The organism is Mycolicibacterium peregrinum, assembly GCF_001665625.1.
Taxonomy (GTDB): domain Bacteria; phylum Actinomycetota; class Actinomycetes; order Mycobacteriales; family Mycobacteriaceae; genus Mycobacterium; species Mycobacterium peregrinum_B.
Genome location: NZ_LZSY01000055.1, coordinates 1 through 1,922 on the forward strand (window position 1 = coordinate 1; position 1,922 = coordinate 1,922).

The 1,922-nt window shown below is 59.6% G+C and carries 1 protein-coding gene; it reads right to left on the reverse strand.

Going from position 1 to position 1,922, the window contains the following annotated elements; translation table 11 throughout:
- Positions 1–474 precede the first annotated feature (474 nt).
- Entirely contained in the window at positions 475–1,770 is a 1,296-nt protein-coding gene (locus A5779_RS07410) for a hypothetical protein (protein WP_165609756.1), read from the reverse strand.
- Positions 1,771–1,922: the final 152 nt, after the last annotated feature.

Sequence of the window (1,922 nt, forward strand, 5' to 3'; positions counted from 1 at the left end):
ATGGCCCCGTCACGGACATGACCGCGACGGTATCACCGCTGGTCATCTCCACTTTCAACTCACTCTCCTACAGATAAGATTCGGAACCGCCTAGTTCGCGGCCTTGAACGCTGATAACGGGCGGCGAAAAATTTGGCCAGCCGCGCTGACCAAGCCCGTGTAAGACCGCAACCCGTTGCGGCAGTGGGTGTTGAAACAGGAAGCACCCCAACAGCGGCGTGAGCCGCCAGCGGGAATCCCCGGGCTTCAGTCCGGGGAGCACGTCAACAACCGTAGCGGTGGCACCCGACATGCGGTGGCCGGTCAACTCCGACTGGATGGCCGCCTCTGATACGCACCTCAGCATCAGCCACATCGCCGCTATCTCTCCCCCGGTGATGTGCCCGCCCAGCTGGGTGACGTGTCGAATCCAGGAACCGGATTCGACACTGTTCTGGCCGCTGACGTGCGCCTGTGGGAGATCGCCACAACAGTTCAGTAGAGGCCTTGTGGCACGTAAACCCGTTGTGCCACTTCATCATCCATCAGTATTAGGGTGCGGTCGCCGAACCAGCCATCCAGTCTCGGCTGCGCGCCATAGGGATCGATGCCCCCGTAGCTACTGAGTTCGCCAACGGTGCTTCCTTGTCTGGCCTCGGCCAGCCGCAGCACATAGCCCCCCTCACCGGCAAGCTCTGGATGAACGCGGTGGTTATCAGCCGCGATTGTGAGCGTGGGAAATGAGACCGACCCGAACCAGTTGACGATGGTCGGCACCTCCGGGTTGATCCGTGAGTCATACAGAACCAGCGAGGGCCTGCCGAAGAGTGAGGCGATTGGTGAAATGGTCGGGCCATCAATAGTGATGACCTCTGGCTCCTGAGCGCCGTTCGGCGTGAATCTGACGTCGGTAAGTGTGTCGCTGCCCCGCATGATCCCGGCGAACAGATCAATTGCGTCCCAATCGGGTTCCGCCGCAGCTGCAGATAGCCCCGATTCACGCCAGGCCGGCTGGAACTTGTCGAGCACGATGGACCGCGTCGATGGGTCACGGCCATCCACTGCAAGGCGGGTCAATACTGTCAACCCGGCTTCTTTGCTGCGGTTGGCTTGAGCCGCGGCCCATACCAGCGTGAATGCTGTGCGAGTCTTTTCTTCGTGTGTGAGCTCGGTCGTTGATAGCAGGTCGATCAACGTTTCCGCGCGGCGCATACGGTCGATCTCGGAAACCGGATCAATCACAAGGGCGGTGCCCGGAACGTTGGTGCTAATGGTCGTGTAGGCCTGCCCACCTGTGTATGACTTCCATTGGGCGAAGAACTCTTTGATGTGAAACGTGTGGTCGGGATGGTCGTAGGCACACATGTCGATGAAAGTGGTTTTCCGCCAGGCATGAGCGATATTCAGCACAAGGTTGCGATGCAGCGTTGTCGTCAGCTGAGTAGGCATCGTCACCGGCCGGCCGTCGGCGGGGAGGACCCCGATAATCGGTGCGCGGTCGCCGTTTCCGCGTTGCAGGTCTGCAACCGAGCCGAACGACAGTCGTCTGATCTGCGCGCTAACGTGGTAGGAGTCGCTTTCCAGCAGCAGGGTGCTCAGGTTGCTGGGCCAACACATATCGGCATCTAATTGGGCTAGCGCCTGTTCGGAAAATTCAACTCGATTGCCAGCTTCAACACTGGCCAGTACCCCGCTGCGCGAGCTCGGCAGGTCAGCCTCGCGTCTCCCTCTTCGCGATGCAGCCTCAGAGTGCATCATGCGAACGAACTGCCCAAATTCCTTGGTGCCCACGGCCATGCCTCACACTAGCAGTGTTCCTATCTCGTCAAATGTCTCCCAAAGCGCCTGAGAACGGCAACCAAGACGTGATTTTGCTCGTGGATTCGGGAGTCATTTGACCATGAATTCGGGAGGCACTGAGGACTTGGGAGGCGGTCTGATGT